Source organism: Bradyrhizobium sp. SZCCHNR1053 (assembly GCF_032381235.1).
Lineage (GTDB): Bacteria > Pseudomonadota > Alphaproteobacteria > Rhizobiales > Xanthobacteraceae > Bradyrhizobium.
Genome location: NZ_JAUHJM010000005.1, coordinates 278,697 through 305,353, shown reverse-complemented (window position 1 = coordinate 305,353; position 26,657 = coordinate 278,697). Strand labels below are relative to the sequence as shown.

28 protein-coding genes are annotated in these 26,657 nt (G+C 64.1%); 16 read left to right on the top strand and 12 right to left on the bottom strand.

Annotation, left to right across the window (positions count from 1 at the left end):
- Nucleotides 1-14 precede the first annotated feature (14 nt).
- Nucleotides 15-1,211: a hypothetical protein gene (locus QX051_RS15560; RefSeq protein ID WP_315776700.1), complete on the bottom strand. Its 1,197-nt coding sequence runs from the start codon at nt 1,209-1,211 to the stop codon at nt 15-17.
- 578 nt (nt 1,212-1,789) lie between these two features.
- Between QX051_RS15560 and cysE the strand changes: the two genes are divergently transcribed.
- On the top strand, nt 1,790-2,620 hold the full coding sequence (gene cysE / locus QX051_RS15555; RefSeq protein WP_315737485.1) for a serine O-acetyltransferase: 831 nt from the start codon (nt 1,790-1,792) through the stop codon (nt 2,618-2,620).
- A gap of 266 nt (nt 2,621-2,886) precedes the next feature.
- Entirely contained in the window at nt 2,887-3,099 is a 213-nt protein-coding gene (locus QX051_RS15550; protein WP_006611186.1) for a DUF3126 family protein, read from the top strand.
- 102 nt (nt 3,100-3,201) lie between these two features.
- Here QX051_RS15550 and QX051_RS15545 read toward each other — a convergent pair whose 3' ends face one another.
- Nucleotides 3,202-3,900, bottom strand: a complete 699-nt coding sequence (locus QX051_RS15545) for a hypothetical protein (protein WP_315776699.1) — start codon at nt 3,898-3,900, stop codon at nt 3,202-3,204.
- Nucleotides 3,901-4,095: 195 nt separating this feature from the next.
- Between QX051_RS15545 and QX051_RS15540 the strand changes: the two genes are divergently transcribed.
- Nucleotides 4,096-4,425 (top strand): DUF6949 family protein, encoded by a 330-nt coding sequence (locus tag QX051_RS15540; protein WP_172115419.1) that lies wholly within the window; start codon nt 4,096-4,098, stop codon nt 4,423-4,425.
- An 83-nt stretch (nt 4,426-4,508) separates the two neighbouring features.
- Nucleotides 4,509-5,039 carry a gamma carbonic anhydrase family protein gene (locus tag QX051_RS15535; RefSeq protein WP_315776698.1) on the top strand — a complete coding sequence of 177 codons (531 nt, stop codon included), beginning with the start codon at nt 4,509-4,511 and terminating at the stop codon, nt 5,037-5,039.
- 39 nt (nt 5,040-5,078) lie between these two features.
- Here the strand turns inward: QX051_RS15535 and QX051_RS15530 are convergent, their stop codons facing one another.
- Together QX051_RS15530 and QX051_RS15525 are read right to left on the bottom strand one after the other, a co-directional pair.
- Nucleotides 5,079-5,246 (bottom strand): hypothetical protein, encoded by a 168-nt coding sequence (locus QX051_RS15530; RefSeq protein ID WP_315737488.1) that lies wholly within the window; start codon nt 5,244-5,246, stop codon nt 5,079-5,081.
- A complete protein-coding gene (locus QX051_RS15525) occupies nt 5,243-5,524 on the bottom strand; it encodes a hypothetical protein (RefSeq protein WP_315776697.1) in 282 nt (93 codons plus the stop codon). The genes QX051_RS15530 and QX051_RS15525 overlap by 4 nt, the downstream gene beginning before the upstream one ends.
- Before the next feature lie 99 nt (nt 5,525-5,623).
- Between QX051_RS15525 and QX051_RS15520 the strand changes: the two genes are divergently transcribed.
- The 3 genes from QX051_RS15520 to QX051_RS15510 all read left to right on the top strand — a co-directional run bounded on the left by QX051_RS15520 (nt 5,624) and on the right by QX051_RS15510 (nt 6,846).
- Nucleotides 5,624-6,094 (top strand): hypothetical protein, encoded by a 471-nt coding sequence (locus QX051_RS15520; protein WP_315776696.1) that lies wholly within the window; start codon nt 5,624-5,626, stop codon nt 6,092-6,094.
- Between the two features lie 158 nt (nt 6,095-6,252).
- Nucleotides 6,253-6,564: a hypothetical protein gene (locus tag QX051_RS15515; protein WP_315754014.1), complete on the top strand. Its 312-nt coding sequence runs from the start codon at nt 6,253-6,255 to the stop codon at nt 6,562-6,564.
- Between the two features lie 129 nt (nt 6,565-6,693).
- Nucleotides 6,694-6,846, top strand: coding sequence for a hypothetical protein (locus tag QX051_RS15510; protein ID WP_315737739.1), 153 nt, complete (start codon nt 6,694-6,696; stop codon nt 6,844-6,846).
- 95 nt (nt 6,847-6,941) lie between these two features.
- Here QX051_RS15510 and QX051_RS15505 read toward each other — a convergent pair whose 3' ends face one another.
- The 3 genes from QX051_RS15505 to QX051_RS15495 form a co-directional block, all read right to left on the bottom strand.
- A complete protein-coding gene (locus tag QX051_RS15505) occupies nt 6,942-7,754 on the bottom strand; it encodes a dienelactone hydrolase family protein (RefSeq protein WP_409998104.1) in 813 nt (270 codons plus the stop codon).
- Nucleotides 7,755-8,150: 396 nt separating this feature from the next.
- Nucleotides 8,151-8,666, bottom strand: a complete 516-nt coding sequence (locus QX051_RS15500; RefSeq protein ID WP_315737492.1) for a hypothetical protein — start codon at nt 8,664-8,666, stop codon at nt 8,151-8,153.
- 253 nt (nt 8,667-8,919) lie between these two features.
- The gene (locus tag QX051_RS15495; protein WP_315776694.1) at nt 8,920-9,342 is read right to left on the bottom strand and encodes a hypothetical protein; all 423 of its coding nucleotides are present in this window, start codon (nt 9,340-9,342) and stop codon (nt 8,920-8,922) included.
- A gap of 322 nt (nt 9,343-9,664) precedes the next feature.
- On the opposite strand from QX051_RS15495, the gene QX051_RS15490 reads away from it, so the two are divergent.
- Complete coding sequence (locus QX051_RS15490; RefSeq protein WP_315776693.1) at nt 9,665-10,729, top strand: hypothetical protein; 1,065 nt, start codon at nt 9,665-9,667, stop codon at nt 10,727-10,729.
- A 247-nt stretch (nt 10,730-10,976) separates the two neighbouring features.
- Here the strand turns inward: QX051_RS15490 and QX051_RS15485 are convergent, their stop codons facing one another.
- The 3 genes from QX051_RS15485 to QX051_RS15475 all read right to left on the bottom strand — a co-directional run bounded on the left by QX051_RS15485 (nt 10,977) and on the right by QX051_RS15475 (nt 13,904).
- Complete coding sequence (locus QX051_RS15485; protein WP_315776692.1) at nt 10,977-11,888, bottom strand: methyltransferase domain-containing protein; 912 nt, start codon at nt 11,886-11,888, stop codon at nt 10,977-10,979.
- A gap of 440 nt (nt 11,889-12,328) precedes the next feature.
- On the bottom strand, nt 12,329-12,955 hold the full coding sequence (locus QX051_RS15480; RefSeq protein WP_315737496.1) for a transglutaminase-like cysteine peptidase: 627 nt from the start codon (nt 12,953-12,955) through the stop codon (nt 12,329-12,331).
- Between the two features lie 334 nt (nt 12,956-13,289).
- A complete protein-coding gene (locus QX051_RS15475; protein WP_315737497.1) occupies nt 13,290-13,904 on the bottom strand; it encodes a PilZ domain-containing protein in 615 nt (204 codons plus the stop codon).
- A 183-nt stretch (nt 13,905-14,087) separates the two neighbouring features.
- Between QX051_RS15475 and QX051_RS15470 the strand changes: the two genes are divergently transcribed.
- From QX051_RS15470 to QX051_RS15455, 4 genes are all read left to right on the top strand, one after another.
- Nucleotides 14,088-15,071, top strand: coding sequence for an MBL fold metallo-hydrolase (locus QX051_RS15470; protein WP_315776691.1), 984 nt, complete (start codon nt 14,088-14,090; stop codon nt 15,069-15,071).
- 288 nt (nt 15,072-15,359) lie between these two features.
- Nucleotides 15,360-16,472 carry a trypsin-like peptidase domain-containing protein gene (locus QX051_RS15465; RefSeq protein WP_315776690.1) on the top strand — a complete coding sequence of 371 codons (1,113 nt, stop codon included), beginning with the start codon at nt 15,360-15,362 and terminating at the stop codon, nt 16,470-16,472.
- A gap of 91 nt (nt 16,473-16,563) precedes the next feature.
- A complete protein-coding gene (locus tag QX051_RS15460) occupies nt 16,564-17,838 on the top strand; it encodes a hypothetical protein (protein ID WP_315771090.1) in 1,275 nt (424 codons plus the stop codon).
- A gap of 3 nt (nt 17,839-17,841) precedes the next feature.
- The gene (locus QX051_RS15455) at nt 17,842-20,973 is read left to right on the top strand and encodes a tetratricopeptide repeat protein (RefSeq protein ID WP_315776689.1); all 3,132 of its coding nucleotides are present in this window, start codon (nt 17,842-17,844) and stop codon (nt 20,971-20,973) included.
- A gap of 64 nt (nt 20,974-21,037) precedes the next feature.
- On the opposite strand, the gene QX051_RS15450 is transcribed toward QX051_RS15455, so the two are convergent.
- Nucleotides 21,038-21,595 carry a PAS domain-containing protein gene (locus tag QX051_RS15450; protein ID WP_315737502.1) on the bottom strand — a complete coding sequence of 186 codons (558 nt, stop codon included), beginning with the start codon at nt 21,593-21,595 and terminating at the stop codon, nt 21,038-21,040.
- A gap of 523 nt (nt 21,596-22,118) precedes the next feature.
- On the opposite strand from QX051_RS15450, the gene QX051_RS15445 reads away from it, so the two are divergent.
- Together QX051_RS15445 and QX051_RS15440 are read left to right on the top strand one after the other, a co-directional pair.
- Nucleotides 22,119-22,916: a rhomboid family intramembrane serine protease gene (locus QX051_RS15445; protein WP_315776788.1), complete on the top strand. Its 798-nt coding sequence runs from the start codon at nt 22,119-22,121 to the stop codon at nt 22,914-22,916.
- 276 nt (nt 22,917-23,192) lie between these two features.
- Nucleotides 23,193-23,621 (top strand): CBS domain-containing protein, encoded by a 429-nt coding sequence (locus QX051_RS15440; protein ID WP_315737503.1) that lies wholly within the window; start codon nt 23,193-23,195, stop codon nt 23,619-23,621.
- Here the strand turns inward: QX051_RS15440 and QX051_RS15435 are convergent.
- Nucleotides 23,608-24,642, bottom strand: a complete 1,035-nt coding sequence (locus tag QX051_RS15435; RefSeq protein WP_315737504.1) for a patatin-like phospholipase family protein — start codon at nt 24,640-24,642, stop codon at nt 23,608-23,610. The two genes, QX051_RS15440 and QX051_RS15435, sit on opposite strands and share 14 nt — an antisense overlap.
- Before the next feature lie 273 nt (nt 24,643-24,915).
- Here QX051_RS15435 and QX051_RS15430 point away from each other — a divergent pair, with 273 nt between their 5' ends.
- Nucleotides 24,916-25,980 carry a hypothetical protein gene (locus tag QX051_RS15430; RefSeq protein ID WP_315776688.1) on the top strand — a complete coding sequence of 355 codons (1,065 nt, stop codon included), beginning with the start codon at nt 24,916-24,918 and terminating at the stop codon, nt 25,978-25,980.
- Nucleotides 25,981-26,061: 81 nt separating this feature from the next.
- Nucleotides 26,062-26,232, top strand: a complete 171-nt coding sequence (locus tag QX051_RS15425; RefSeq protein WP_315776687.1) for an RNA polymerase sigma factor region1.1 domain-containing protein — start codon at nt 26,062-26,064, stop codon at nt 26,230-26,232.
- Nucleotides 26,233-26,657 lie beyond the last annotated feature (425 nt).

Sequence of the window (26,657 nt, the reverse complement as noted above, 5' to 3'; positions counted from 1 at the left end):
GGGCTGCGGGGCCCTCATGCCGTCGGCACGTCCGCACGCTCGCCGCCGAACCAGCGCGCGGCTGCGATCAGCGCCGTGAAGGTGGCGATCCACACCAGCCGCGCGCCATAGCGGTCGTGCGGGCCGGAGATCACGCCGCAGATCACGGCGTTGCCGAGCAGCGCGAGCGTCACGGTGCTGGCGAGCAGGGCGACGTCGTCGCGCCGCCGCCGCCAGATCGCGTGAGCGGCGATCGCTGCTGCCGCGAGCATCGAGCCCAGCGCGACCGGCACGTGCAGCCAGTTCACGACGGCGAAATTGATCTCCCAATGCTGCTGGTGCGCCGCACGCATCTCCCGGACCTGCGAGGGGATGTAGCGCTCGATGATGCCATAGGTGTGCGGCACCCAGCCGCTGGTGCCTTCGCCGGTCGCGACGTGAACCAGTTGCTCCGCCGTCGCGATCGCCGCCGCCTTGGCCTGCCACAGCGGGTAGGCCGCGAGCGACTGCTTCACGATGAAGCCCATCTCGTCGTTCATGCCCTCGAAGCGGCCGAGCTTGTTGAACATGCTGTTGCCCCACAGGAAGTCGTCGGCGGTGGGCGGCAGCTCGTTGCGATAGGGGCAGAGCTTCAGCTTCTGGCGGGCGCAATGGTCCTTCAGATATTGCGCCACGATACCGTCCTGGAGCATGCGGCCGAAGGCGACGCCGGTGCCGCCCGGCGTCCACGCCAGCTGGCCGGACAGGGCAAAGTTGGCCGCGAGCAGCATCGCCGCCCCCGCGACGATGGTCATGCTGGCCTGGACCAGGCCCGAGAGCGCGATCTGCCGGCGCAGCCGGGGATAGGCGATCCAGCCGACGCAGCACAGGCCGAACAGGACGCCGAGCGTGGCGCTGTGGGTGGCGGAGGCGAAGGCCACGAAGCCGAACAGCGCGCATTTCTCCAGCACGGAGGTCCGGCGTGCCTGCGTGACCATGATGTACAGCGCCAGCACCGACAGCCCGGCGAAGATGTCGGTCAGCAGCATGCTGGCGAGCCAGGGCAGGGCGGTGGTCAGGACCAACAGCAGGCAGATCCAGAGCAGGCGCAGCGGCTGGGCCAGTCCCAACACGCGCAAGGTGAGCTGCAGGATCCAGAGCGTTGCCAGCGCCTGCAGACCAAGATTGAGCCAGAAGCTCGAGCCCTCGCCCCAATGCAGATAGAGCCCGAACACCGTCGAGCGGCTCGGCACCAGATAGCCTTCGTACCAGCGCGCGAGATAGCCCCCGGTGTCCCACTGCAGCAGCGGGTAGCCGTTCCACAGCGCCGGCGCGACCAGGAAGAGCGGGATGACGATGACGGGGAGCCAGGCCGATCCGGCCTCGGTCGTGCGTTCGTCCAGGATCTGAGTGTTACTGATACCCGTGTCCCCCCGATCAGGAGCACCATGGCCGCAATATGGTCAGGGCGATATTCACTAGTAGACGCAGAGCGATGGATGGTAAAGCCGATCCCGGGATTGAACGGGGGAATGGTCGGCCTTCTGTGCCCGGGTGGTTCCTTTTGCCGCAGCCGCGGTGTCCGCCGCTTCTTCCGCCACGATCGTCTTGATTTCGGGTTCCGGCTGCCCACCTTGAGCCGACGCGGTGCCGAACGGCATGGCGGCGCAACCGGGACGTCACCGGCGGGGCGTAACGGAAATGTCTCAATCCCGTGTTCTCTGGGAGGCGGGCTGGCTGGGATGGATCGCCGGCCTCGCGCAGCCCGCGGAGGACATCGTTCCCAGCGCCGTGCTATAAGGCCCGCCCACTGAAACTGCGAGAAGCAGCCATGGCTATGCACCAGACCAATCCGCAGCAGGGCAGCAAGCTGGCGACGCTTGATCCGATCTGGGATCGGATCCGCCACGAGGCAGAAGAGATCGTGCGCCGCGAGCCCGAACTCGCGACCTTCATCTATTCAACCGTTCTGCACCACGGCCGGCTCGAGGATTCGGTCGTGCACCGGGTTGCCGATCGTCTCGATCATTCCGCGCTGTCGGGCGACCTGATCCGCCAGACCTTCGACGATGCGCTGCGCGACGAGCCGGACCTCGGCCATGCGTTTCGCGCCGATCTCGTCGCCGTCTACGATCGCGATCCCGCCACCTCGCGCTTCATCGATCCGTTGCTCTACTTCAAGGGCTTTCACGCGCTGCAGACGCACCGGCTGGCGCATTGGCTGTATCGCAAGAGTCGCAAGGATTTCGCGTTCTATCTGCAGAGCCGCTCCTCGGCCGTGTTCCAGACCGACATCAATCCAGCGGCGCGCATCGGCCGCGGCATCTTCCTCGATCACGCCACCGGCTTCGTCTGCGGCGAGACGGCCATCATCGAGGACAACGTCTCGATTTTGCATGGCGTGACGCTCGGCGGCACCGGCAAGGAGAATGAGGATCGGCATCCCAAGATTCGTCATGGCGTGCTGATCGGCGCCGGCGCCAAGGTGCTCGGCAACATCGAAGTCGGTCATTGCGCGCGCATCGCTGCTGGCTCCGTCGTCGTGAAGCCGGTACCGAACAACGTCACCGTCGCAGGCGTGCCGGCGAAGATCGTCGGCGAGGCCGGTTGTGCGGAGCCGTCGCGCACCATGGATCAGATGATCAACGCGATCGGGATCTGAGCCGCGAGCGCGTCGGCGACAGCGAAGTCAAGACCTTCTCATCCAGGGAAATTCGTGCCAACACATCGGCGTCTGTGGATTTGACGATCCGCCGTTTGTCTTGGCGGAGTGAATGTGAGATCCACGGCGTCCCTTTCAGGTCGTTCGACATCGCCGGTTCGTCTTGCCTCGATCGGTGGGCCGGAATGTCGAAATCACAAGGACACGGACGTTCGCGCTGCAACGTCCTCATCATCCGCAAACCTCGCTGTCGATTGGAGATCACCGTGGACGTTCAGGAAGTCAGGAAGCTCGACGCGTATCTGAAGCGCGTGTTTGGCAATCCCAAGATCCGTGTAGTGCCGCGGCCGAAGAAGGAGGACTCCGCCGAAGTCTATATCGGCGAGGAGTTCATCGGCGTGCTGTTCGTCGACGACGAGGACGACGATCGCTCGTTCCAGTTCCAGATGGCGATCCTGGAAGACGATCTGGTGGAGTAAGTCCTAGAGCGCGTAGCCCGCATGAGCGCAAGCGACATGCGGGTTCACACGCGCTGGGCGAAAGACCCCGGATATCGCTGCGCTCATCCGGGCTACGACTGACTACTTCGTCGCATGCATCTGCGCCGTCAGCCGCTCCATCGCGGCGGCGACGTCCTGCCACTGTGACAGCCAGCTGCGCGGAAACCGGAAGATCAGATCCGCGCCCTCGACGCGGCGTTCGCTGAGGCACATGCCGGGCGTGGCGGCGTCACGCGTGCAGCGGGCGACCAGCAAAGGCTGCTCGGCCGTGAACAGATCCTCCACGTCGTACGGTGTGCCCGCGCGGAAGCTTCGCATGCTCAGCCCGTCCTGCACCGACACGGCAGCCGGATTGAGGTAGCGCGGATAGATTGTCTTCAGTCGCGTCTCGGGCGACATCGCGTCGTGATGCGCCGATATCGAGACGAAGATGCGATCGATCGGGTGCGGCGCCTGATCGATCTGGTCGGCGCTGACGTGATGCGGCGCCTCAGGCGGCGTGAGCGAGGGATATTCGAAGCCGAGATCGACGCGCTCCTGCGGGCCGGTGTGGCGCTGGACCTTCACCCGGATGGCGGCCGCCGGCACGTTGAACACGGTGCTGCCGATGCTGACCGGCAGGCGCTCGGGCCCCTTGAAGGTGCTGGCGCGCCAGGTCGGCCAGAGCAGGTAGGCAACGAGGGCGATCGCCGCCGCCGCCAGCACGCAGCCCAGGATGATCGGCACGGCATGGCCATGTCCGTTCGAAGGGCGGGCACTGCGGACCGAAAACATCGTCATGGCGGGCAGGGGATCTCAAGGCCGAATCAGCGGCGACTATGCCACGGCGGTGCGGCATTCCGCAGAAACTTACCTGCAGGGAGCCGCGCACCGGCTGCGGCCGCCGTTAACCGTTCCTTAAGGATAATGTGGCGGGCGCGAGCACTTTTTGCCAAACCAGCATCGGGCTGTTCTGCAAGTGTGTGAGTGCGTACGATGTCGGCAGAGGCGTTCAATTCCCTGTTCTCGCTCCTCATCGGTTTCGCCTTGGCCGGTGCCCTGGCGAGCGGCTATCAGGCCTATGCCGAACGTCCGCCGGGCTTCGAGCTGCTGCAGGAGGGCGTCACGCCCCGGCGCTTCGCCGCGGTGCCGTTCCTGGTGTTCGCCGCGCCTTTCATCATCATGCGCAACACGCTACGCGGCGCGCGCATCGAGCGCCGCCGCTTCGAGTTCGTGATGCTGGCGACCGTCATCGCCGGCTTCTGGAGCATGATGTCCGGCACCTTCGTGGTGATGACGCTGCGCGCCGCGGGCGTGCTGACCTAGTTCCCGTGCCGGGCGCCGCCGCCGCGGTTGCTTGAAATCGCTCTGGCGGCTGTGCCAAGGTCACCTGCGAACGGGAGACCTCGATGGCCATCTACGAACTCGACGGGCAGGCGCCCGAGCTGCCGGTGGACGGCAACTACTACATCGCCGACAATGCCACCGTGATCGGCCGGGTGAAGCTCGCCAAGGAGGTCACCGTCTGGTTCGGCGCGGTGATCCGCGGCGACAATGACTCGATCGAGATCGGCGAAGGCTCCAACATCCAGGACAACGCCACCTGCCACGTCGATCCCGGCTTTCCGCTGCGCGTCGGCCGCAACGTCACGGTCGGCCACAATGTCATCCTGCACGGCTGCACGGTCGAGGACGACGCCCTGATCGGCATGGGCTCGATCATCATGAATGGCGCGCACATCCGCCGCGGCAGCGTCGTCGGCGCCGGCGCCATCATCACCGAGGGCAAGGATTTTCCGGAATACTCGCTGATCATCGGCGCGCCCGCGCGTGTCGTGCGCGCGCTGGAGCCGGCGCAGGTCGAGCGCATGGGTATCGCAGCCAAGGCCTATGTCGCCAAGGGACCGCGCTATACCAAGGGTCTGAAGAAGATCGGCTGACCTCGCCGCCGATCGAACTGTCGGGCTATCGGAGATCCCTCACGTCCCTTCGGACTCGCCAGCTTCGGCTGCGCTGGCGACACGCTCGTGGCCGCTCGCCCACAGCGCATGCTGCTCGCTGCCGTCGTGATAGGGATTGGCCTCGGCCGGAATGTTCTCGCGCGCGGCGCGCTCGCCCTGCTCGAACGGATCGGGGTCGGTGCTCATGCTGATGCCCTGCTTCTCTGCTTCGGTTTGCGCTTCGACTGGTTTCTGGACTTGTCGTCGGTCTCGCTTTTCCGTTTGCGCGCAGGCTTGCCTGCGCCATCGCCATCCTCCGCAGCGCTCTTGCGTAGCGCGTCCTTCAGATCCGCCGGTACGCCGTGCTTTTCCAACAGGTCCATGAACGCCTCGTCGGCGAGATCCTGCAGACTCAGCATCTGATCGCGGCCCAGCTGCTTGAGCTTGCCGAACGTGTCCTCGTCGAAGGCGATCAGCTTGCGCACGGCTCCTCGGTCTCCTCGCCCCATCAATCCTCTCCGATCAACATTCGTTCCGGAACGCGGTCCGCCCGGTCGGGTTGAAGCGTAAAGGGAGACGGTCACATGGCCAGATCTTCGTTGGGCACTTTGATCGTGATTGCAGGCCTCAGCACGCCCACAGCGGTGTTCGCGCAAGGCGGTGGGGGCGGTGGAGGAGGCGCTGGCGGCGGCGCGCCGGGTGCGGGGGCCGCCGGCACCGGCACGACCGGTATCGCCGCGGGATCAGGGAACGCCGCCGGTCTCGGCAACGCGCAGAACGAAGCCGGAAGCGGCAACAATCCCTCGCGGCTGTCGCAACCGGGGGCGGCAGGCACCAACGGGACTAACAGCCTCGGCACGGCGCAGTCGTCCGGTTCCGGCGCGAGCGGGTCGGGGTCGAGCAATTCCGGCGTCACGACGGGCACGGGTCGTGGAGCGGCGGGAGGCACCGCGGCAACGGGACCGAACCGCGCCGGTGATGCGACCGATGAGCAGATTCAGCAGGAGAACAAGACGGTCGACCGGAAGGTCAAGAGCATCTGCCGCGGTTGCTGAATATTGCCCGCGGCTCCGGACGTCACGCAACGACATCGAGATCGCGCAGATGTGAGCGGGGTTGCCCCCGCGCCGTTCCAAATTCGGCTTAGAGACATCCGGCTGAGAGTACCGAGTGCAATGACATTGTCATGCCGGTTGAATTTGGAGACGGATCGATGCGCAAGAGATTGATGGGATTGCTGGCGGGTGCCGTGATCGCGGCGGCGATGGTGCCCGGCATGGCATCGGCGCGCGGGCCGGGCGGCTTTCATGGCGGCGGTTTCCATCACGGATTCGGTTATCATCATGGCTTTGGTCCAGGCTTCGGAATCGGGTTCGGCTTCGGCTATCCAGGCTACTACGGTTACGGAGGCTATCCTTACTACTACCCGTACACCTACGAAGATCTCGGCGGCTGCTACGTCGCCCGCAAGCGCGTGCGCACGGCGCACGGCTGGCGCTATCGGAACGTCGAGGTGTGTGAATGAAGCTTGGGCGAGGTGACCGGCCGATCCGGTCACTTCGCCTTAACGACATCTCGTCACCTTTTGTTGTCGCTCCGATCGGCGGCGCGCAGCGGAGAAGTAGCTGGCGCAACGCTTGCATGGGATCCAGGCATGATGAACACACTCACATCCCCTGAACTCACGTTGGTCTTCATGGGCGTCGTCGTCGGCCTGGGCGCAGCGCTGGTCTGGATGGCCTGGGAGCTCGAGCAGGGCGGCAGGCAGCTGGCGAAGATCCGTCGCGACGATCATCGCCTGCGCTAACCGCCGACAGCCCCGAGCCCGCATGAGCGCAAGCGACATGCGGGACGTCTTGCGGGGGCAGTCTTACCCGGTTCGCTCGCCCGGGCGGGCGGCCGTCAGCTCAGCACGCCATATTTCTTGAACCACGCCTGCATCTGCACCCAGCCGTCCTCGGCGGCGTCCTTGCGATAGCTGGGGCGATAGTCGGCATGGAAGCCGTGCGGCGCGCCGGGATAGATCTTGAACTCCGCGGTCTTCTTGTTGTCGGCGAGCGCGGCCTTCATGGCCTCGACGCTGGCGACGGGAATGCCGGTGTCGGCCTCGCCGTAGAGGCCGAGGACGGGCGCCTTCATCTCGGGTGCAAGCTGCGTCGGGCTCTTCGGCCAGGCCGGATTGGGCGGATCGATCAGCGGGCCGTAGAACGCGACGCCCGCCTTCAGCGCCGAACTATGCGCCGCATATTCCCACACGTTGCGGCCGCCGCGGCAGAAGCCGACGATGCCGAGGCGCGAGCTGTCGCCGCCCTGCGACTTGGTCCAGGCCACGGTCGCGTCGAGGTCCGACATCAGCTCCGCGTCGGGCTTGGCATTCACGATCGGCAGCAGGTCCTTGATCTCGGTGATCTTGGTGAGGTCGGTCCCGCTGCGGAAGTAGTAGTCCGGCGCCACGGCCAACGCGCCGAGCTTGGCGAGACGGCGGGTCACGTCCTTGATGTACTGATGCAGGCCGAAGATCTCCATCGCGACCAGCACGACGGGCGGGTTGCTGGCGCTGGCGGGGCGGGCGAAATAGGCCGGCATGTCGCGGTCGCCGACCTTGATCTTCGCATCTCCGGCATTCAGGCCATTGCTGTCGGTGGTGATGACCTCGGCCCGCACCGGGCCGGCAGCCAGCGTGTAGCCGGCCGTCACGGCAGCGGACGCGGTCATGAAGCCGCGGCGTGAGAAGGGGGCGACCGTGGTCAGCCCGATGACATCGGAGGTCAGTGCTGGATCGGCGGACATGGGGGCTCCTCTGCGTCTTGCGGGCGCATTGAGCCGAGAATTGGCTGGGAAAAGCAAGTCACCAGCCGGAGAGCCGCGGCAGTCGGGTCCGTTCCGGGCGGTCGAACGCGATCCCACAAAGAACAAGGCCGTCGGCGCAGTATGGCGCCAACGACCTTGCCAGCCCCGGATATTGAAATTGGCCCTGTGCCATCCTGAAATTGGCTCGCCATCCGGTGAAGGCAGGATGGCGTGACTCCCGGTTTCAATCTGTGAAGCACTTCACAGGGGCCGGGAAAATTCGGCGGGAAATTCTACGAGCAGGTGTCAGGACCGGCCATATCAGGACCGGTTGCGGCGATGCCGATGGCCGCTGCGGCTGGCATGGGCGCGGGCGCGGATGCTGCGGTTGCGCGGGGCCGGCGCGGCCTGCTCCGAGCTCTGGGTGCTGGCGAAGGACTGGCGCAGGCCGTCGATGGAGTCCTTCAAGGTCGAGACCTGGTCCGAGAGCCGCTTGGTGTCGGCCTGCTGGGCGGCGAGCAGGCGGCGCATGCTCTGCATCTGCTCCTGCATCATCTGCAGCTGATCGATCGATTCCTGCTGGGTGGCTTCCAGGCCCTTGGTCTTCTCCACCAATTGCTCGGACGCCTGCACAGTGCGCGCCTGCAATTGCCGCGTCACCGCGCCGCGCTCGGCTTCCGGCGCGCCCCCATGGGCACGCCACAACATGATGCCGCCGATGCCCGCGACCAGCACCACGAGCGTCGCGGCTGCGAGCGCGATCGGCTGGGCGCCCTTGACGGGGCTCGGGCTGAGCTTCTCGGGGTAGCGTCTGGTGTCGCGCGTCACCGGATTCATCACGAAACCACCCAAATTGAAAAAGCTTCGGATGCTCCTCCCGAAAACTGGGAGAGGCGAAAACTCGAGCAGAGAACGCTGTTCGCCCAGCCCGCAAATCGAGCGTCTGACGGACGAACCAAGTCGTCAAGGTTTGATTAGGAAATCCGACAAAAGCGAGGCCTGCAAGTCCGAAAGCGCGCCGCCGCGCCATGCACCATGCCGGTTCCGTGCGGCGGTCGCGACCAGCCGAAAAATGCGGCGGGACAGATGCTTACTGCGTTGCGCTGCAGTTCCGGCAGATCGTGAGCTTCTGCTTGAGGCGGGCCTCGTCGGCGAGGTCGGCCGCCTGTTCCTCCTCCCAGCTCATCCGGCCCCGATAGCCGGAGCTCGACTGCGCGGACATCACGTCGACCCGCGAGTCGCCACGGCGCTTGGCGCCTTTGCGCGGCGTGCCGATGTCCGGCTCCGTCGCCATCTCGGTGTCGGCGTCGGAGGTGGCGACACGGCCGTCCCAGTCGGCCGCAGCGCTCGTCGGCTGCGCGGCAATCACGGCGGGCGCAGCGGCCATCGCCGGCGTGGCTGCAGGTGCGCCGGCCGAGGCCAGCGGTCCCGAGCAGCCGGTGCCGGACATGCAGCAGTTCGCCAGCGTCAGGGCCGCGGCCAGCAGGGTCGCGCTTCGCAGGATCATCATCATGCCGACAACCTAAACCCGACGGTCGAGGGAAAACAAGGTTGGCCGGCCATTGCCGCGCCCCGCCTGCGACATATCGTCAAAGCAAGGCCAAAAAAAGTTGCGCATCGAGACGACCTTACGCGAGGCGATGACGTGCCTCCCACCGTCCGCGACCCACGGCAAGACGCCGAACTACGAAGTCCGCGACCCCCGCGCCGCCGGGCTTTTTTTGTTCCGGCAGCTCACCCCGGCTTGCCGGAAACTCGGCTTAGATAAGTATAAAAATACCGTTATTGATTGCGTTAGACTCTGAATTCAATCTTAAGTCGATTTTTTGCGCGTGATGGCGAGCCATGTGGTATTTGCTAACCGTTTTTCCGGCCGGCAGAGGGGGGGCGCGTGCGTGCGTGATGGGCACAAACTTTGGTTGTTGATCTATATTGCCATGGTCATTGTATCGGGCTGCCTGGCGGCTCCGATCGCATATGGCGGCAGGGGGATCTCGATCGCCGGATGCAAGCTGGCGCCGGAGCCTGATCAGTTCATCAGCTACTGCAGTGCGCGCCGATTTGGCGACTTCGAGCATGCTGCGTTTTGGTTCGGGATCGAGCGCAGGGCGCTTGCCAACCTGAAGGCAGCCGATGTGGTCTTTACTGGGTCGAGCCGCACGATGTTTGCTTTCAGCACGGCCGAAGTGCGGTCGTATTTTGCCGCACGCGGTCTACGGCAGTTTAATTTCGGATTCGGCTATGAGGACCAGCAGACGTTCTTCTCTGCGCTTGCGGTGAAGCACCATCTGCGTCCGCGTGTGCTGGTGATTGGTGTCGATCCCTATTTCAACGATCGGGTAAGCGAGCCCGCCTTGGCCGCGCTGCATGATGGATGGGAGCTCGGGCGGGCTCTGGTCAAGAAGGGGGAGATGTGGGCCCAGCCAGCCCTGTGCAATTTACGGTTTGTCGACTGCGAAATTGCGCCGACGGCCTTCAGATCCTCAGTGGATGGCTATTTTCGTTGGCGGGATGTGCTGATGGCGGATCGCCAGCGCCCGCGAGTTCGTCGGAGCCAGTTGCGGGACTTTCAGGTCAATGTGCCGCTCTCGGCGATCGAGGCAAACAACTTCTTGAAGCGAATTGGCATGCCTGCCGACTGTGTCGTCCTGGTCCCGATGCCGACGACCGAAATCTGGCCAAAGCCGGATCCGACCAAGCAACTCGCCGAGACGATCGGGGCGATGTATATCGATGCTGATACCGGCGACGATCTCACCTTCGTCGACGAGGCTCATCTGTCATTTGACAGCTCGAAGCGGTTCTCCTCGGAGTTTGTTCGCGCGTTCGACCGACTGCCGCAGACGTGCTTGAACAATGGTCCATTGCCGGCTCAAGCCTCCGTGATTCCTGGCGGGTGATGGAGCTGGGACGGTCGAGATCGCCGCTGGCCTCTAACGGCGGACGCTTGCATCTCGGCCTGCTCTCAGCACGGCGTCGTCGAGAGATTCACGGTGACAGTCGATCGTGCCCGACGCGCGAGAGATCCTGGCCGCAGCCTTTGCCACGGCCTGGTCGATTGAAGGCGCGGCTGCGCCCGATGGCAGATACTGATGCCAGCTACGCTTCTCTGGCATCACAATTCGAGAAACGGTAGGCCACCTTTCGCTATGGCAGCCGGACGGGCGCGCGCCCGCTCCCACGCAGCAGAGCGTAGTTCTTCTGCAGCCAGCGGATAAGGCGGGGGCTCACCGTTCTGCCGAGTTCCGACTCAAGCGCCTCGATGCGATCCTGCAACTGGAGGAGGTCGCTGTAGCGAGCTCGCATCCTTTCGCTCAGTTGGCTGTGGGTCGTAGCGATCTCGAGCGAGGGGCGGAACGCCTGGTCGATCGTCTTCCGCAGGATGACGTGAAGATTGAGCTGGGGGACGCGATTGTTGTCGGCGAGATGGGCCGGCTCATTCAACATCGTATCGCCGCCGAGACAAGTGATGCCGAGAGCGTCGATCCGGTTTTCGCCCGCATGGGTGACTGCGAGGCACTCGATCTCGTAGCCGTTGGCCTGGGCAAGCTCCCGGAAGAAGAGCGGCGTGTAGCAGAAGTATCCGTGGTCGAGATAGCCGCTCGCTGGCAGCTGATGGTAGATCACGCCGCCGACCTTCATGGCGTCATGCATCACTTCGAAACAGTTCCACTGATTGACGATGTGCTCGGTGGTACCGAAGTTGAGAACCACGTCGAAATGGCCACGGAGCTGCGAAGGGAGTTCGTCGAAGTTGAGATCCAGGATGTTGGTGTTCTTCAGCCCGGGACAAACATCGATCGCCTCATATTCGATGTTTGCGAGATCCGTGATCTCGGAAAGCATCGTCGTTCTCTCGTCCGCTCTTGGCGTCGAGAAGTGGACGAGCCGATCAACGGTTATTGCGTCAGGACGCGGCTGTCCCAGGCGCTCGACGATTTCCGTGATCTGCTCGGCGCGTGCGAAATAGATGGTCTGCGGCCCGATATCGAGAATTCTGTTTTTGCTGCCGGTCAGATGTCCGTTCCGCTGCAAGTAGATCACGGCATCGAGGTTCATCCCCATAGCAATGCCCCGCGCTAAAGTGGAAACACTCTAGCACCACAGTCTCAGCGCGATCAATCTTCGCGTGTTGATGCGGAACATCGCTGATCTTGGATTGTGGGGCTGCAGCAGCCGCGAGTTCCTCAAAAAACGAGTATACCGATGGACTTGCGCCTCGCGTGCGGGCTCGAGGAACTGCGCGATCAGGTCAGTCGGGCCTGGCCCGAGCGGCCGAAGTGACGGGGGGACCGGCGAGCGGGACCGGAACGGTGCTGCCAAGCCGTGGAATTCAAGCGGTTTTCGTGAATTTCGGCTGGCTCAAAAAAGTTGCGGCCAGGCCTTGGGGGAGGCCTGGCCGCGCGCGAACCGGTCTGGGACGGGGAGGGGTGGGGATGTGACCGGGTCGCGTAACTCGAATTCGTGTCTCGCCTCTCTGATCAGCGTTCGCGGACGCCTTAGCGTTCTCTTGCGCTGGCGGTGGCCACTGCCGGGCGACCGTCGCCGAGCGAGACCCAGACGTTGGGATCGCCCTGCGACTGCCGCTTGACGAAGCGGTAGCCGGTCTCGGTCCAGGCGACGACGCTCTCGTTCTGATTGTCGAGCACGTATTCGCCCTTGTCGGTCTTCACGGTGAGGACGGCGTGTCCTTCACCCTTCTTGTCGCGCACCACCGTGATCAGCAGCGCCTCGCGGGGCCAGCCGGCATCGATCAGCAGCTTGCGCTTCAGCAGCACGTAATCCTCGCAGTCGCCGTAGCCGTCCGTCGGCAGCGACCATTTCTCGACCACGCCCCAATGGTCCATGTCGGTGATGGGCTTGACGTTCTCGTTGACCCAGCGATTGACCTTTAGCAGATCGCGCCAGGCGGTCTGGGACAGCACGATGTCGCGGGGCTGCGACGCGCCGCCGCGGCATTCCTCGGGCGTCTCGGTGCAGAACTCGACCCAGCCGATCGGCGCCCGTGCGGTGTCGCCAAGGCTCGCATAGAGCACCCGGTCATCGCCGGCATGCGCCATCCCGCCCATCGCCATCAGGAAGGCTGCGACCGCCCACCCTTTTGCCTGTCCCGTCCGCTTGACCATTTTTGGCCCCCCGTTTTCGTTGGGACCATGTGTCTCATAAAGATTTTTCGCTGCCGCTAAATCGCCACGATGGATTTGACGCAAATCCAAGTAAAACAAAGGGCTTATTCGACTTTCACTTGAATCGAACTTAGCTAAAATTTGAATCGTTCGGGGTTGAATCGAATGCGCGGCATTAAGCCGGGAACCGCTGCCGTTGCAGGGTCTGCCGCGCTTTGCCCGCCAGCCATTAACCGCGCCGGACCACCTGTGCGCTGGCCGAACGCCACACGGCGCCCGCGGTGGCGGACGCCGTGTTCTCCGTGAAGTTGCGGGATTTCAGAGGCTTGCGGCTTTACCGCGCGGTAACGCTGTCTTCGAGCGTTTCGGCGATCTGGGCGTGCAGGAACTCGATCGCGAAGCCGCCTTCGAGATTTCGCACCACGCGCGCCTGCACGCGGCCGAGCATGACCTGCGATTTCAGCGGCGGCCGGGTCTCGGCCGCGATCGCCGCGCCCGACAGCGACATGTCGATGATGCGGCAGGTCATCTTGGTGCCGTCCTCGAGCGTCAGCACCGCGATCGGGTTGCGCGGAATGATACGGTCGTGGCGGCGATCCTCCGGCAGGTTGAGGATGTCGCGGTTGGCGAGCCAGGTCAGCTGCGCGGCGAGCTTGTCGCGCTTGCGCGCGGTGGCGCCGATCGTCATCGCAAAACCGTTGTCGATGATGCGGGTGATCTTGCCTTCGACGCGGCCGATATGGTCGAGATAGGCGATCACGCGGTCGCCGACATTGCCGATGCCCGGCGCGAGCAGCGCGAGGCCGCCCGGCGACATGTTGATCACCTGGCAGGGAAACTCACGGCGGTCCGGCAGCATGTAGCGGCCGAGCAGGTGGACCTTGACCCGCTGGAAACGGCGGCGCTCCTCGGCGGCCGGAAGAGAGAGTTTTTTGTTCGGCAACGCCATGTTTCGCCACTCAAAGCCGGCTCTTAGCGTGCCGGATGATCCAGTGTTGAAACTAAGTCCTGCACGGTTAATTCAGCGTTACGTTGTGCTCCTGCAGCACGCTGCCACGGCCTTTGACGAGCTGATAGAATGGGCAGGCGCGGCATCGCGCCAATGACACCAGTGAAGACGGGAGAGACGTTCATGCGGAGTTGGTTGGGAGCCGTGGCAGTCGTGGTCTGCGCAGCGGTTGGATCGTCGCCGGCCGCGGCGGCCGAGATGAAGGTGACCCTGCTCGGGACGGGCACGCCGACGCCGCGCCTGTCGAGCTTCAGCGCCTCCACCCTGATCGAGGCCGGGCCGGAGCGGCTGCTGTTCGACCTCGGACGCGGCTCCACGATCCGCCTGTTCCAGAAGAACATCCCGCTCGGCAGCATCACCGCGCATTTCCTCACCCATCTGCATTCCGATCACGTGGTGGGGCTGCCGGACATGTGGCTGAGCGGATGGATCGGCACGCCCTGGGCCTCGCGCAAGGGGCCGATGGTCGTGTTCGGACCGAAGGGGACAGTGGCGATGACGGAGAATCTCACCAAAGCCTTCTCCGAGGACATCCGCATCCGCATCGATGACGAGCACTATCCGCCCGAAGGCGTCGCCTTCGCCGCGGCCGATATCGGGCCGGGCGTCGTCTACGAGCGTAACGGCGTCAGGGTCAGCGCCATCGAGGTCAATCACGGCGAGAAGATCAAGCCGGCGCTCGGCTATGTCGTCGAGTTCGACGGCAAGAAGGTCGTGCTGTCCGGAGACACCAAGCCCGATCCGCGGGTGGAGAAGGCGGCGAAGGGTGCCGATCTTCTGATCCATGAGGTCGCCGTCATCGATCCGGAGCTGCTGAAATCCTACCCGAACTACCGCGCCATCGAGGACCACCACACCTCGCCCGAGGAGGCCGGCAGGATCTTCAGCGAGGCGAAGCCGAAGCTCGCAGTCTACTCGCACATCGTGTTTGCGACCGTGAAGCCGGTCCAGGACGTGCCGGAGGATGCGCTGGTCGCGCGCACGCGCACGGCCTATCAGGGCCCGCTTGTCGTCGGGCGCGATCTTACTTCGTTCGTCATCTCGGATCACGTCGCCGCGTTCGCTCCCGACGGCAGTCGGCTCACCCCGCTGACCGGCTCGCGGTGAGGCGCGGGACGTAGCCCCGATCGCGTGGCCCGCATGCGATGCGACCACAGGTCGTCGCGACAAGATCCACACTCTCCAGACCGGATCTGGCGGCCTCCCGTCCCTCCGGTGACTTCAGCGGGAGGTTACATACCGTCAACAACGCTCTTGAAAGTAGAGCTTGAGCGCAGCACATTGTTCTGTGGAGCAATGAGGGGCACCGAGATGACGAGCCCATCGGCTTCAACGAGACGTCGTGTGCCGGTCGTCGGCCGGGCGGGCACCTCAGTTCGCGCAGGATCTGGTGCGATGATACCGGGCATCGATTTCGGCGAGTTCCAGGAAGCGCTTGTCGCAGCGTTCAATCCTAGAGAATTGGAGATGATGGTCCGCGTTCGATTAAACGAACGGCTGGAAGACATTGTTACACCCGGTCCGAACAACTACGTGGCGTTTCAACTGATCGACTGGGCGGAGCGAAAGGGCGCGACGATCGTCGTCGATTTGGCCCGCGCTGCGTATCTTACGAAGCCTGACCACGAGAAGATACGACGCCTCTACGAGAAATTCGGCATGGCGCCGACGATGTCGGTACAGAACGCGGGCAAGTCCGTCACCGCGGCGCCCGAGCGTGCCACCGCAAGCGGCCTCGAAGCGATCGTGCGTCCGCGACTTAAGACCTTCGATATGGGCGTGTGGCGGGGATGCATGGCACAGATCGAGGGCCAAGTTTGCCGCATTGAGTTTGACGGCAACGCGATGGGAACCGGCTTCTTGATCGGACCGGATCTCATCCTGACCAACTATCACGTGCTCGAGTCCGCGATCGAGGGGACGGCACGTCCGGCCGCGATCGCCTGCCATTTTGATTACAAGGTTCTCACCGATGGCTCGCGCTCGGAAGGAGTTGTCGTGCCGCTGCACGATTCGGATTGGCGCATCGACTTTGCGCGTTACAGCCAGGCCGAGGCCGAAGGTCAGCCGGACCGAGATCTTCCAGCGGTCGACGAACTCGATTTCGTACTCGCCCGCTTGGCGCGATCCATCGGCAACGAACCGATCGACAAGAACGCCGGCTCCGGTGCCCCGCGACGGCGCTGGATCGCAATGCCCAAGACACAGCCGCCACTTGAGATCGACATGCCGCTGCTGATAGCCCAACATCCGGACGGGAGCCCTTTGAAGCTCGCCGTGGACACGCAAGCTGTGCTCGGCGTGAACGGCAACGGCACACGGGTTCGCTATGCCACTAACAGCGACCGAGGCTCATCGGGGTCCCCGTGCTTCAATATGGAATGGTCGCTGGTTGCGATGCATCACATGGGCGACCCTGCCTGGGGCTCGCCGAAATTCAATCAGGGCATTCCGATTGGAATGATCCGCCAGCGGCTTGCAGGCAAGATCGAGTTCGAGGCGCCATGATGCGCTGGGTCCGCTTCGCTTCAAGTGAAAGGGCGTAGAGGCCATGGTCGAGACAGACGCTGCCGGCTCCGCGAAAGGGGCGGACTCTCTCTTGGACAAGAAGCTGCTCCATGGCATCTGCGATGCGTTCAACATGAACGATCTGAAGATCCTGGTTCGCACGACGATGGGCAAAGTCGTTTTCAATCGACTGTCCTGGGATCAGCCGAAACCGAACATCGTCCTCGATCTCCTGGATATGGTCGAAGGGGACGGCCGGCTTCTCGACCTGCTCAATGGCATCAAGAACTGGGAGGATCAACAGTCCAACGAGGCCCTTCAGAGGGTTGTCGACGAGCACCTCGATCGCATTTCCACCCCGGCCAGCGTCAAGACACTCAACACCGGGATCAATAGCCTGCGTCGGGAAGTCGAGGAGGACGCCGGGATACGCTCCGTCGTCGCCGCCTCGCGCAAAACGCTCGACCAGGTCAGCAGCAGAATCGACGCTCTTTTTCATTACAAGGAGCTGCACGATTGCCTGCACGACATCCAATTGCGACATTACCGCGAGATCATCGATTGTGCCAAGGAACTGGGGCGCGATCCGCAAGCATCGTTCGGGCTCCAACAACACGTCATCGACCTCGCGAAAATCTGCAGCCGCGTGCGCGAGGCGGCCGAACTGCTCCCGGAGGTCGGCGCCGATAGGACGCATGTGCGGGGCTGGATAGAGGAGCTCGAATCGGCGATTCCGAAATTGCGGAAGGCCGTTCGCGACGAGGATACGCACGACGTGATCACTGCGGTGTTCCCGTTTCGGAGCGTGATCGTCTCCGAACAGAGCAGGGTCAATGCATCGCTCAACCGATATGCCGAAGAGCTCCCGTTGCGAGAGCTGAGCGAAATCCTCGCCAATGCTGTCGCCGCCAAACCGGCAGGGGATGCGTCGGCTGCCGACCTTCAAGAGGCGATCGCATCTTTGAGGAACATCAAGTCGCAACTGAGTAGCCGGGTTGCGGAACACGACAAATGGCAGAGAATCGAGAAGGATTTCTGGGAGGCCGAAGACAACATCGAAAAGAACACACCGGAATCGCTCGACCTGTTCAAGGAATTCTGGCCGGCGATCAAGTCGCGCGTCGACGAGATCGCATCCACGCAGGCTGAAGCGGACTGGGCGAAGGATGCGAAGGAGTACGCCAGCCGGGTCGACGAGACGATCGCTAGCCACGTTACCAATTTCGGCACGCTGCGCAGAAATTTCAAACTATTCCGCGATACGGCGCTTCTTCACTTCTTCAATGTCGATCGAGATCTCAAGGCGCAGTGTGGAGACATCCTGAAGATCCGTGAGCCTTTGCGAGAACTGTCTGACAAGGTGTGAGCCATGTCGAAAGATCACCAAGTTGCGCCGGAAGCCTCAGGACCGGTGCCGTCAACATTCACCTCGCTAACCGAATTGCGCGCCGAACACATCGCGTTGATGCGCGCGGCCCGCGATCGAGAGAACGACCAAGATCTGCTTGCCGACGTCCATAAGTTCGTCGATCGGGCGCAGGCGGCGGGACGATGGATAGATTCGCCGGCCGACCGCGAGGCCGCCCAGAACATCATTACCTACTGGACGTCGTATCAGTTTTCGGCCGGCGATCGGGAGGCTCTCTCTGCCACGCTGCCCGCCCTCGCCCCCTTCGACCCATCGCACGCCCCGGACCTCACCAGCGCCGCTAATCCCTACATAGGGTTGAACCCGTTCGACGAAGGCGACGCAGGGCGCTTTTTCGGGCGAGAGGAGGCTGTCCGAAGACTTCTGGAGCAGCTTCGCGAACAGCGAGTAGTGCTCGTCACCGGCCCGATGGGAAGCGGCAAGACATCGATTGTAATGGCCGGCGCCATCCCAAGGATGAAGTCGCAGATTGCCGGGGAAGGCAAGAGCCCGCTCGTTCTGGTCGTAGTTCCGAGAGCAGATCCGTTCGCCGCGTTGCTCACGAGCATATATGAGGCGGCTGCCAATCCCGCATTACCCAAACTCGAAACATGGATCACCGAGCAGAAGCAGAAGCTCGAACGTTCGCCAGAGCTTTTTGGCGCCTTGCTCGACGGCGTATTTCCGGGGCGCCCCGTTATCATGGTTGTCGATCAGCTCGAGCAGATCTTTACGATCTGCTCGGACGAGAAGACGAGGGAGGGCTTTGTTCAGGCACTGGTCGGAGCGCGTGGCCAGCCGGACCGGACCATCCTCATTATCGAGGAGCGGTACCAGCAACCGGCGCTTCAGCTCGCCGCGCTCAAGTCACTCGGGGAGAACCCGGCCGCGCGCTTCTCGCTTGCGCCGCCCAACGCTGCCGAAGTGCAGCACATCATCGAGAGCGCGGCCACCACGGTCGGGCTCAAGTTCGACGAGGGAATCGTCGAGGACCTCGCCAAGAGCGTTGCCGGCGATGCGGGCGCGCTGGCCATGCTGCAATTTGCCCTTGGAAGGCTGTGGGACCAGCGCGAGCGCAACCGCATCACCTGGGAAGCCTATCATAAGGTGGGCAAGCCGCGAGACGCTCTGATCCGTACAGCAGAAGCGATTTACGCCGGTCTGACGTCTGACGACCAGGTGGCCGCGAGGTGCGTCTTCCTGCAACTGGTGCAGCCCGACGTGGAGGGGTTCATCCGCCGCCGGGTGCGGCGGGACGTTCTGGTGCAGATCGCGCCTGCCGGTCGCGTCGACCATGTTCTGGAGCGATATGTGGATGCCGAGCTCATCCGGCGCAGCCCAGGCGTCGGCTGGGACGACGATCGCTTCGATCTGGCCCACAGCGCGCTGATCGACGGCTGGCCGCGATTGCGCGACTGGCTGCAGGACGAGCGGAACCGCTCCAAGGCGAAGCTGCAGCTCATCGCGACGGCGCAGCGCTGGCAGGCATCCGGCTTCGACGCCGGTTATCTGCTCTCCGGCGCCGCTCTGGACGACGCGGCGTCCTACATGGAGGGCGCGCCGGAGCTCAAGGAGCTCGTGGCGGCCAGTCGGGCCCACAACGAGCTGCAGGCGCGACGATATTCCCGCGCCAGGAACGGCGCGCTGATTGTCATGGCGGCCTTGCTCGTTTTTGCGGTGTGGGGCTGGCGAAAGGCGGATTTGGAGGAGCAATCCGCGCTGCGGAGCGCGAAAAGTGCATTTTCCGTCGTCGGGAGCGTGCTCGATGTAATTCAGGATCAGCTCAATACCGGCGCAATCCAGGTTTCGAGTGCTGAACGGCTGCTGCGCGGCGCCGAGAAGATCTTCGGTGCCGTCGAGAATCGGCCGGAAGTCATGGAGTATCGCGCCAAGCTGCTGACGAAGTTCTCGGATGTGTACCTGCTGGTTGGAGCACATGACGCTGCCTTAACACAAATCGAAGAGGCCAAAGACCTCGCTGACCAGCTCCTCGAGAACGACGCCGAGAACGACGAGTGGAAGAAGCTGCGTTATGAGGTTGCGTTCCGACTCGGAGACGCCTTCGAGGGCCGTGACCTGAAGCGATCCGCAGCGGAACTTGATTACGCGCTACGGATTGCGCAGCGGCTGGCTGACAAGAATCCCGCGGACGGCGCAGCGCGCCCAAGAATCGCATTCGTCGAGAACAAGATTGCGGACAGCCTCCTGAATACGGACTGGAAGGGCGCTCTGGATTGGTACCGGAAATCCCTTGCGATTGGCACCGCTCTCCTGGCTCAGGACCCGAACGATCCGGATGCGCAGAAGGCCGTGGCGGATGCTCGGACCCGGATCGGCGATGTCCTTGCTGCGCACGATCGTCCGAAGGAAGCTCTGGCGGAATACGAGCAGGCAATGACGATACGGGAAGCCCTGGTCCGCAGGGAGCCGAAAAACAACATCTATCGATCCAATTTGTCGAGGATCTACGAGCAGATCGGCCGAGTGCACAGGATGCAAGACCAGCTCGACGACGCACTGAAGTACTTCCAGAAGGCAGTCGACCTCTCAGCCGGCCTCGCCCGCGACGATCCCGACAAGGTCGACTGGAAAATTCGCCTCGCCCGGCAATACGTCATCATCGGCGATTCGGTGGCAGAGCAGGACCCGGCGGGCGCGATCGAAAGATACCGCAGTGCTCTGGCAATTCGCGAGGAGATCACCGCAAAGGACCTCAATAAAGTGGCATGGACGCGCGACGTAGCCGACACACACGATAGGCTTGGGGGCGCCTGGCGAAGGCAGCACGACTTCGTAAACGCGCTCAAGGAATATGATGCCGGTCTGCAAATCCGGCTGCAGCTCGCGGGAAGGTTTCCCGACGATAGCAAGCGTCAACTTGAGCTGGCGGAAGGCTACGAGCGCATCGGTGACGCCGCGCGCGAGCAGAGCGAGCCGGGAAAAGATGACCGCTCCCTGCAAGACGCCGTCGACGCCTATCGCAAGGGCCTCGTCGTCGTCAACGCACTCTTAGCCAACGACCCGAAGAGCGGGGCAGAGAAGGTGCGCGAAAGGTTCCAGGCGAAACTCTCGGCCCTTACGACAATCCGCTAGCGGTAACGCAATTGGAGTATTTGCGGTTGCTTCTGCACAGAAGTCCTAACTACGCGCGCCGCAGTCAGCGCAGGCCCTCATACACCATCAAGCCGCGGGCGAGCGCGAGCTTGCGCAGCGCGCGCGGCACGATCGGCTCGGCCGGCGGATGGATGTAGCGCCATGACACCATCTCCAGCGGTCCGAGCGCGCCTCGCGGCGTCTCGAACGGGGCGAGCAGGCCGGTCAGGCTGATCGGCTCGTGCGCGCGCGTCGCGAACGGCAGCAGCAGCAGCTCGAAATGCGCCGTCGTGCGATCCGGTCCCTGCGCCTTGACGCCGGCGATCGCCGGCAGCGTCTCCTCGCACACGACCATCGTGATCTCTTCGATCTCGCGGCGGCTGGCGGGCGCGAACTGCGCCGGGAAGCTCCTGTCCTTGACGTCGCCGCCGAGCAGGGCGCACAGCCGCGTGCCGGCCATGCGGAACGGAAAGCCGCTGTCGGCGTCGCAGGACAAGACGAAGATGTCGCCGAGCAGCTCGCGCACGGCCGACGGCTCGAAGTCGCAGCGCTCTGGCGCCTTGGCATGGCCGCGCCTGTCGTTCCAATAGGCGAAGAGCTCGCGATTGGACGGATGTTTCATCTCGGTGATCCCTCGCGCCCTCGACGTCACGGAGGACATTGCTGTCCCGCTTTCGTCCAGGCGCCTCCCTGGTTTGTTTTCGCAGGAGGGGCGGTGCAGCGTCCATGCCGATGGTGCGATCGTGCCGGCTTTCCCCCGGCCTTCCGCGCGTTAAGGTTAAATTAACGATGAGCTTGGCGGCCGCCGAGCGATCGTTAACAATGCGTTCATCAGATCGCGGCCGGACGGTGGAAGGTCCGCCGCGATACGGTGAGGTACACGCAGGCGGCGTCAAACAAGTCTGGTCGTCGCGACGGGGCGGGGTGGGGAAAACAAACCCGGGCGCTCCGGACGCGGCAGAGGCCGGCAAGTCTCGGAGGGAGGGTTTTCTCAGGACCCTCCCTCGTTCTTTTTGCGGATCCGCCGCCCTTTCTCCACCGCTGCCACCGCGCCGCACATCAACTCTGCCGCCGTGCGCTTGCACAGGCCGGCCAAAGCCGCCTATCTGACGGATCTGTTCCTCTCGTCGAAGGCGTGCGTTCCGTTGGATTCCTCCTCGTCAGACCTCACGCAGGATCCGCCGCTCCAGCAGGCGCGGGAGCCGATCCTCAATCTGCCGGGCGCACTGACCGCCTACATCCTGCTGATCGCGGTGATCCATCTGCGCGTGCTGTTGCCGGACGAGTTGAACGGCTGGATCATCGACCTGTTCGCCTTCGTCCCGAAACGATACGACCAGACCCTGATGGACGGGGCGTTTCCCGGCGGCACGCCGGCCAAGATCTGGACCTTCGTCAGCTATTCGCTGCTGCACGCCAATCTGGCGCATATCGGCTTCAACGTGCTGTGGCTACTGCCATTCGGCAGCGCGCTCGCGCGCCGCTTCGGGGCGGCCCGGTTCTATCTGTTCATGGCGGTGACGGCGGCGGCCGGTGCGCTGGCGCATCTGCTCACCCATGAGCACGCGCTGGCGCCGATGATCGGCGCCTCGGCCTCGGTGTCCGGCACCATGGCGGCCGCGATGCGCTTTGCCTTCGTGAGCGGCAGCTTCCTGTCGTTCACTCGCGGCGATGCCGAGGCGGCGGCCAGGGTTCCGGCGTTGTCGCTGTCGCGTGCGCTGCGCAATCCGCGCGTCCTCGGCTTTCTGGCAGTGTGGTTCGGCGTCAACATCGTGTTCGGCATCGGCGGCATCACGCCCGGCGCCGAGGGCGCCGACGTCGCCTGGCAGGCTCATATCGGCGGCTTCATCGCCGGCCTGATCCTGTTTGCGCTGTTCGATCCCACCCCGCATGTGCGTGACGATGCTGCGCCTGCGTTACCGTCCGACGTGGTCGACCGTTAGTTGCCGCAATCCTGCGCTTGCGAGCGCAGGTGATTTCATTCATCATTTGCGTCCACTGCAACCGGAGCACGATTCCGGATGAACAAAAGCAGGCCATTTTGTGCCGCGCAGGCCAGCCTGCCGAGTGCAATGCAACCAAAGCGTGATCGGGAGGATTGGATCCGTTGCGTTGCCAGACTGTTGATTGAAGACTCGCTTGACTGACGATCGCTGGAAGCATCGGCCGCAACGACGCCTCGCGCAAGAAGGCACACCGGCCCCTGAAGGAGACGAGCAATGACAGTACGTGCGATTCTCGACATCAAGGGCCATCAGGTCGAGAGCGTCGAGTCCCAGACCACACTCGCCGAAGCCGCCAAGCGGCTTGCTGACCGCAAGATCGGCGCGGTGCTGGTGATGTCGGGCTCCCGGATGGAGGGCATCCTATCCGAGCGCGACATCGTCCGCGCGCTCGGCGAGCGCGGCGCCTCGGCGCTGACCGAGCCGGTGTCGAACGTGATGACGCGGCGGGTGGTGAGCTGCAAGCCGGCGGATACCGTCGCCTCGATCATGGAAGTGATGACGAACGGCAAGTTCCGCCATCTGCCGGTGATCGAGGGCGGCGTCGTCGTCGGCCTGATCTCGATCGGCGACGTCGTGAAGTGGCGCGTCCAGGAATACGAGACCGAGCAGGAAGCCCTGCGTCAGTACATCAAGACGGCGTAGTCGTCGCTCCGCCGCCGGTCGGCGTCACCGCGCCGGTCGCCTGGCCGATGGTCTCCTGGATCGAATCCAGCGCACGTTCGGCCGCCCTGGTGCCGAACGCGATGAGGTCGGCCGCGCGGTGGAAGTCGAACCAGCCGATCTGTCCGACGCGCGGCGAGATCAGAAGGTCCGGCGGATCGCCGGCGAGACGTGCGCGGGTGATGCGGTCCTGCATGATGTTGAAGGCATCGACCATCACCGACGAGATGCCCGGCCGGCCGCCGCCGCCGAAGAACTGCCGCTTCACCGCGCGCTCTGGCGAGAACAGCCTGCCGAAGCGGCGCTTGGGCGGCGCGCTCTCCATCACCGTCTCCGGCACCTCGACCGGCTGGCCATGCGAGTAGATCGTCGTCGAATGCGTGAACACGTCGCTGGACAGGTTGGCGGCGATCACGATCTCGGCGCCGAGCGCGCGCGCCGCCGACACCGGCACCGGGTTCACCATGGCGCCGTCGACCAGCCAGCGGTCGCCGATCAGGACCGGCGCGAAGATGCCGGGCAGGGCGTAGGAGGCGCGCATCGCATCGACCAGGCTGCCATGGGTCAGCCAGATCTCGTGACCGGTGCGGATTTCGGTCGCCACGGTTGCGACCTTCATCGGCAGCTCCTCGATGGTGACGCGGCCGAGCGAGGCTTCGAGCTGGGCGGCGAGCTTCTCGCCGCCGATCAGGCCGGAGCCATTGAGGCGAATGTCGAGATAGCCGAGGATGTTGCGCATCTGCAGGCTGCGCGCCCATTCCTCCAGGGTATCGAGCTGGCCGGCCGCATAGGCACCGCCGACCACGGCCCCGATCGAGGTGCCAACCACGACGTCGGGCACGATGCCGTGCGCCATCAGGGTTCGGAGCACGCCGATATGGGCAAAGCCGCGCGCCGCACCGCCGCCGAGCGCCAGGCCGATGACCGGCTTGCGGATCGTCCCAAGACCGACATCGGAACCTTCGGTTCCGCTCGCACGGCGTCCTTTCAGAATATCCAGCACCGAGATCTCCACGCCTACGCATACTGTGTGCAATGAGTCGGCAACGGACTCATGACGCATGACAGCCTAGCACCAGCCTACCAGAAGCATCCTTTATGCCGGGTCGACGGAAGCATCGGATGCCGCTGATGTGAACGCTCTCCTGGACGGAACTGCGCGCTCCGGCCGCTCACCGCCGGAGAATGCGACCAAGTCGCACGCCGCTCATGCGGTTCCTCGGGGACAGTTGAGTAGAGGCTTGAATTTGCCGCGTTTTCGGTCAAAAGCAGGACGATGACGACAGGTCGCGGGTTCACCAGATTCCGGCGCAGCGGGCGGCTATGGCTTGTGCTTGCCTTGTCGTGCCCGCTGACCGGACTCCCAATGTCGCCGGCCGCAGCGCAACTGTTCAGCGACAGGCCGCCGCCGGTTCCGCCGGCCTCGGTGCCCGATCCCGGGGCAGCGGTCAGCCTGGCACCACCCTCCGGCCCCATTCCGTCGCCGGCACCCCAGGCGCTGCCGGGACCGCCGGTCGCCGCGATTCCACCCGGCGCGCCGGCTGCGATCCCCCCGGTTGCCGCTCCGCCGGCCGCAGCCCCCAATCAGGGCGTGCTGTCGCTGTCGGCGCGGTTCGGCAAGGACCTGCCGAACATCAATGGCGGGCTGGTCTGGCGCGTGTTCGCCGACCGGCCGGACGAATCCGGCGCCTTCAAGATGCTGCGCGAGGATCGCGGCGCAACGCCGAACATCGTGCTGCCGCCCGGTACCTATGTCGTCCATGTCGCGCTCGGTCTCGTCAGCGCGGTCAGGTCCGTGAACCTGAAGCCGGAGACCGATCGCGAATCCTTCGTGCTGCCGGCCGGGGGCCTGCGTCTCGAGGGCAGGGTCGGCACCAGCAAGATCCCGCAGAACCAGATCTCGTTTGCCATCTATAAGGGCAGCCAGTTCGACGGCCGCGAGCGGGCGCCGCTGGTGCCGAACGTCGCCGCCGGCGACATGCTGATGCTGCCGGAGGGGACCTATTACATCGTCTCCAACTATGGCGACGCCAACTCGGTGGTGCGCTCCGACATCCGCGTCCAGGCCGGCAAGCTCACCGATGTCACGGTGACGCATCGCGCCGCGGTCATCACCTTGAAGCTCGTCTCCGACAAGGGCGGCGAGGCGCTCGCCAACACGGCCTGGTCGGTCATCAACCCCGGCGGCGACGTGATCAAGGAATCGATCGGCGCCTTCCCCAAGGTCGTGCTGTCCGAAGGCGACTACCGCGCCATCGCCAAGAACGAAGGCAAGGTGTTCGAGCGCTCCTTCAGCGTCGTCAACGGCGTCGACGGCGAGGTCGAGGTGCTCGCGCGGTAAGCGGCTCGCACGCGAAATGGCCCGGCAGAAGGACACCGACTCTCCCCGCTATCTATGAGAGCCAGTCTCCGGGAGAGCCGCATGCAGATATCCGACGTCATCCGCCATGCCATCGAGATCGGCGAGCGCAAGGGCTGGATCACGTTCGACGAGCTGAACGCACTTTGCCCGGGTAAAACAGTCGACCCCGAGGGCATCGAGCGGATCATGCAGGCGCTGAGCGACGCTGGCATCCGTCTGGAGGAGGACTGATGCAAGAACAGCGTTTTTGGCAGGAGCGCGCCTGACCACGGGTGTCGTCCCGGCTCAAGGCCGGGACGACAGCGGTGATTGTCGAAGCAGTGGTGCGCGACACGACTCGCTAAGTCGTGCCACATCTGCCCGTCGGGTTACTTTGTCGCAGTTATTAGTTCTTGTGTCGTCGGGCAAATCAGGTCGATCTTTCCGCGCATCCCGCCTCGAGATGAGGGGCGTATCGCGGTCGTCACGAGACGCGAGGCGGGGAGCGGTGGGCGTGGTGGATTGCAGCGCGAGTCTCTCGCGCCGACGAACAATTCGCTGCGCACGGTCAAGTCGCGCGGTCCTGATATCCCGATGCTGATATCAACCTCACAGCGATGCTCGCGCGTCGTGCGGGGGATGGTGGCCAGAAAGCCCGGCGCACCAGGGAGAACGCG

Coding starts and splice junctions, on each gene's coding strand:
- QX051_RS15500 (WP_315737492.1), bottom strand. CDS start 8,666: ATGAATCCGGTGACGCGCGACACCAGACGCTACCCCGAGAAGCTCAGC.
- QX051_RS15545 (WP_315776699.1), bottom strand. CDS start 3,900: ATGACGATGTTTTCGGTCCGCAGTGCCCGCCCTTCGAACGGACATGGC.
- QX051_RS15530 (WP_315737488.1), bottom strand. CDS start 5,246: ATGAGCACCGACCCCGATCCGTTCGAGCAGGGCGAGCGCGCCGCGCGC.
- QX051_RS15450 (WP_315737502.1), bottom strand. CDS start 21,595: ATGAAACATCCGTCCAATCGCGAGCTCTTCGCCTATTGGAACGACAGG.
- QX051_RS15425 (WP_315776687.1), top strand. CDS start 26,062: ATGCAGATATCCGACGTCATCCGCCATGCCATCGAGATCGGCGAGCGC.
- QX051_RS15515 (WP_315754014.1), top strand. CDS start 6,253: ATGCGCAAGAGATTGATGGGATTGCTGGCGGGTGCCGTGATCGCGGCG.
- QX051_RS15475 (WP_315737497.1), bottom strand. CDS start 13,904: ATGGCGTTGCCGAACAAAAAACTCTCTCTTCCGGCCGCCGAGGAGCGC.
- QX051_RS15440 (WP_315737503.1), top strand. CDS start 23,193: ATGACAGTACGTGCGATTCTCGACATCAAGGGCCATCAGGTCGAGAGC.
- QX051_RS15480 (WP_315737496.1), bottom strand. CDS start 12,955: ATGGTCAAGCGGACGGGACAGGCAAAAGGGTGGGCGGTCGCAGCCTTC.
- QX051_RS15535 (WP_315776698.1), top strand. CDS start 4,509: ATGGCCATCTACGAACTCGACGGGCAGGCGCCCGAGCTGCCGGTGGAC.
- QX051_RS15540 (WP_172115419.1), top strand. CDS start 4,096: ATGTCGGCAGAGGCGTTCAATTCCCTGTTCTCGCTCCTCATCGGTTTC.
- QX051_RS15455 (WP_315776689.1), top strand. CDS start 17,842: ATGTCGAAAGATCACCAAGTTGCGCCGGAAGCCTCAGGACCGGTGCCG.
- QX051_RS15510 (WP_315737739.1), top strand. CDS start 6,694: ATGATGAACACACTCACATCCCCTGAACTCACGTTGGTCTTCATGGGC.
- QX051_RS15470 (WP_315776691.1), top strand. CDS start 14,088: ATGCGGAGTTGGTTGGGAGCCGTGGCAGTCGTGGTCTGCGCAGCGGTT.
- QX051_RS15495 (WP_315776694.1), bottom strand. CDS start 9,342: ATGATGATGATCCTGCGAAGCGCGACCCTGCTGGCCGCGGCCCTGACG.
- cysE (WP_315737485.1), top strand. CDS start 1,790: ATGGCTATGCACCAGACCAATCCGCAGCAGGGCAGCAAGCTGGCGACG.
- QX051_RS15490 (WP_315776693.1), top strand. CDS start 9,665: ATGGCGAGCCATGTGGTATTTGCTAACCGTTTTTCCGGCCGGCAGAGG.
- QX051_RS15505 (WP_409998104.1), bottom strand. CDS start 7,754: ATGACCGCGTCCGCTGCCGTGACGGCCGGCTACACGCTGGCTGCCGGC.
- QX051_RS15520 (WP_315776696.1), top strand. CDS start 5,624: ATGGCCAGATCTTCGTTGGGCACTTTGATCGTGATTGCAGGCCTCAGC.
- QX051_RS15485 (WP_315776692.1), bottom strand. CDS start 11,888: ATGAACCTCGATGCCGTGATCTACTTGCAGCGGAACGGACATCTGACC.
- QX051_RS15430 (WP_315776688.1), top strand. CDS start 24,916: ATGACGACAGGTCGCGGGTTCACCAGATTCCGGCGCAGCGGGCGGCTA.
- QX051_RS15465 (WP_315776690.1), top strand. CDS start 15,360: ATGATACCGGGCATCGATTTCGGCGAGTTCCAGGAAGCGCTTGTCGCA.